Annotated in this window: 1 protein-coding gene; it reads right to left on the bottom strand. The window is 67.7% G+C overall.

The genetic code is table 11. The features are described 5' to 3' along the window. Window positions 1–13: 13 nt before the first annotated feature. The coding region (locus SB756_RS35940) for a DUF808 family protein (RefSeq protein ID WP_410914022.1) at window positions 14–232 on the bottom strand (219 nt) is incomplete at its 5' end.

The raw sequence follows: 232 nt of genomic DNA, 5'->3' as shown, positions 1-232 counted from the left end.
GCCCAATGCAATGTTATGTGGCAGGCCGAACCGCCCGCCACAATTTGCCGACAACCGCTACCACCGCCAGCACCACGGCACCGGCCACCACCCCGGCCACACCGTTGAGCAGCGCCCCGGTCAGCGACCCACCGCGCCCCTCGCTGAACGCCTCGATGGCGTGATGCAGGGGCGCGATGCCATGCACCAGAATGCCACCGCCCACCAGAAACATCGCCGCCGTGCCAATCAC

Source organism: Pseudomonas sp. SIMBA_068 (assembly GCF_046534705.1).
Classification (GTDB): Bacteria; Pseudomonadota; Gammaproteobacteria; order Pseudomonadales; family Pseudomonadaceae; genus Aquipseudomonas; species Aquipseudomonas putida.
This window is presented reverse-complemented; position numbering and strand designations above follow the sequence as displayed.